Source organism: Bradyrhizobium sp. WYCCWR15520 (assembly GCF_056174665.1).
Genome location: NZ_JBWBWM010000118.1, coordinates 1 through 3,234, shown reverse-complemented (window position 1 = coordinate 3,234; position 3,234 = coordinate 1). Strand labels below are relative to the sequence as shown.

3 protein-coding genes are annotated in these 3,234 nt (G+C 52.5%); 1 reads left to right on the top strand and 2 read right to left on the bottom strand.

Translation table 11 applies throughout. The annotated features are described in order from the left end of the window. The coding region (locus tag AC0QUY_RS42280; protein WP_474417191.1) for a hypothetical protein at window positions 1-195 on the top strand (195 nt) is incomplete at its 5' end. Between the two features lie 527 nt (window positions 196-722). Here the strand turns inward: AC0QUY_RS42280 and AC0QUY_RS42275 are convergent. Beyond that, window positions 723-1,799 (bottom strand): type III polyketide synthase, encoded by a 1,077-nt coding sequence (locus tag AC0QUY_RS42275; RefSeq protein ID WP_161851760.1) that lies wholly within the window; start codon window positions 1,797-1,799, stop codon window positions 723-725. A 1,186-nt stretch (window positions 1,800-2,985) separates the two neighbouring features. After that, the coding region (locus tag AC0QUY_RS42270; protein ID WP_475391699.1) for a hypothetical protein at window positions 2,986-3,234 on the bottom strand (249 nt) is incomplete at its 5' end.

The following is a 3,234-nucleotide window of genomic DNA, read 5'->3' as shown; positions in this document are numbered from 1 at the left end:
CGAGTGAATCACAAATCAAGTTTGCAAGGAATCCCGCTCCAAAGGCCCGCTTTCCGGCAAATTCAATTACTGCAAAATGCCGTTTCCGGATTCCAAATCAACGGCTTGGGAATTCTTCACGGACGACCAGCCCACTTCCTGTCGTCGGAGAAGACCTTCGCCATTGGCCTTTTCGGCCCACCTACTCTACGTTAGGCTGCGTCGTTTGAGAACAGAGTTGTAGAGTCGAAATAGTTTTTTGTCGTCAATTTGCTCAGCTGAAATCGACTAAAGACCTCGACCAGCGGCTGAACAAACGAACGGGCATCATCAGTGAATTTATGATCGACTTTCCTGGTCCGAACTGTAGCTCCTGCCCAAGCAGGTCTCACCGAAGCAATTGCTCAGAGTGACACCTTTATATCGGATGTCCTCGAGCTCAACGAATGAATGCGCAAACGCATTTCTCACAAAGAACAATTCGTTAAAAAGCTCGACGTAATTGTCCAGTCAGCAGGACCAAATGTTTTCCGCAGCTTGTTCAGCATCTGCTTTGTCTTCTGCTGTCCGAAATGCACATCAGGATCGCTATCGGTGCAGACGACGTGGTACTGCGTGAAGATTAGCAGCTCGATTCCCGTAAACAGGCGACAGTCGCGCCCGGAACAGATCGTTCGATCCGGTCGTCTTGTGCTTCTTCGGCCGCATCGTCCCCTCCGATGCTGCCTCACCCTCCCGACCTGCTAACACAGACCGGCCGCTTCGCCCTCAGCCCATCTCAATAGCGATAGTTCGGCCGAGAACCCTGGTCCGAACGCAGCCAATATTCCGTATGATCCTGGCGCCTGCTTCTCATGCTCAAGCACGTGATCTAAAACGAATAATACAGTTGCGCTGGACATATTTCCATGACGTCGAAGAGTCTCATAGCTGGAAAAGAAGTCCTTAGACGATCTCCCGAGACTCCGCTCAAAAACCTCCAATACCCTTCTCCCGCCCGGATGAAAGACTAAGCTCTTCACCTGATTAAGATGAATGCTATCATCCGCTAGCAACGGTGGCAGCGCAAGTGGCATCAATTCGCTTATGATCGACGGAGCGCGCTCTGAGAATACAAGTTCAAATCCGAAGTCGCCGAAATGCAAGCCCATTTGAGGACTTGTGTCCGGGTAAAGCAAACTCGTACTTTTCACAATTTCCAATTTGCCTGCGCCGCCTTCAGCTGGGCCAATTAGAATCGCGGCAGCGCCATCCCCAAAAAGGCTTGTAGCGACAAGATTCTTAGGGGTGAGATCATTTCGCTGGAATGTAAGCGAATTCAGCTCCACAGCGACGAGTAGAATGCGTTCGTTCGTTGCGCGGCAAATCGTTGCTGCCAAACCAACTCCCGATGCTCCCCCAGCACATCCAAGGCCAAAAACCGGCGTCCGTCTTACGTCTGTTCGCAATCCGAGTTTCAAGATCAGATCCACGTCGAGACTAGGCGTAGCGATCCCACTCGACGAAACGAATATAATTCGATCGACTTGCTCGGGCTTCATGCCGGCTCTGTCGAGACAGAGAAGTGTTGCTTTGCATGCCAGCTCTTTGGCCCACTCCAAGTATGTTTCATTTGTCTCACCTATGCGATGCTCGCTTAGAAACCATTCGGGCGCGACACAAAAGAAACGCTGATCGACTACCGCATGATCGAATACTGTAAGATATCTCTTAAGCGTCTTTATTCTAGATCCGAAAAGGCGACCCGCTAGTACCTTGGCGTCAGACTGCGAAAGTCGGAAAGGCGGCAATGCCGTCCCGACAGCCAAAATTCTGGACATCAGTTCCTCTTATGATCACGGCCAGGCGCTCGACCAGCCTTCCAGGTGGGACCGCTCCAATCATGGATCCGAATGACCATCGTGGGCGCCTTGGTGTAGGGCCGCGCAGGTAGATCAGCGACAGAGCCCGCAGCGTCGCGATGAGGGCTATCGTGCCCGGCAGGACTTTCATCATTGGAACTGGATCACGAGTGCCACGTGTCCGTCTTCTCCACCAATCGCTAAAGTTGGTAGTTGACCGGCAAGCGTTTGTAATGGGCGAGGTTCGCCGCGGGCTCGGCGCTTGCGGACGATGAGCCCTATGCTGAAGCGAAACGGGCCATGCGTCGCAACTGTGATTGAACTGCGCGTCATTGAAAAAAGCTGACAGGCGTAGCAAGCGTCCCAACCGCAGCCGAAATCGAGGACATTTTTCTGTGGATTGACTTGCCCCTTACGCCGCAAAAGTGGCTGTCAAAAAGTTCATGAAATTGCTGCTTTGGCGGAGCAGTGTATCGCCGGATGATCCCGTCCACTCTTTTTGCACCGAATCTGGCGTCTTTCCGGGCAAGAGTTTCGTGAGATTCGGCCAATTGTCGGATGGTAAAGCCGCCAAGATTTGACCAAACTCGTCGATCGAAAGTCTTCGCAGGTTTGCAGCGCCTCGATTGTTACTTTGCTCTCCCTGTGGGCGATCAATGCCGCCTCCTTCAAATGACGAAACATTGAAATGCCCCGTGCCGCAATCGCTCTGCTTGGCAAGTTAATGTCAATGCGTTGCGGAGGGCGCCTTGCGGTAAATCAAACTGGTAAGAGCCGGGCTGGCCCGATCTGGGACCGTACCATCAGCACGCAGCTGACGGCGCCGAATGCGGTGCCGGCGTCGCCGGTTGACCCAAATCAATGACTGCTCTGCGTATAGCGACAATACTATCAATGCGGAGATTTGCAGCCTATTTGATTTTAAGCCACGGAGTGATTCAACAATTGACGCCAGACCACGAGAGATCACGACCGAATCCATCGCTCGTTATTACAGCTCGCTTTGATAGGGTAAGAACAAGTCACAGTCGAAGGTCAGGAAAAACATCACTGTGAGGGTATCCACGACGCGGGCATGATCGCGAGTCACTTCTCCAGCTAGGATCGGCGGGCGCTTTAGTTCTTTCGATTGGCCAAAGGGTCGACAGGAAGCTGACAAGTGAACTCATCTCTCCGGTCTCATCGACTGGTTGAGTACTTCGGCCGAACGCTGCCATTCTGCTGCCTGCTCAGCCAACCAGTCGTATTCGTCTGCTATGCGGAGCATCCGTTGCTGTTCGGCGGGATGATTCGTCGTGCGTGAAGAACTTCCAAGCCATTGAGCGGGAGTCGAATTTTCTGGCGAGAGGCGTTTTGAGATTGCAAGCTTTCGGGCTTTGGGGGCCCAAAAGCTTGCAATTTTGCTTTTGAGGAT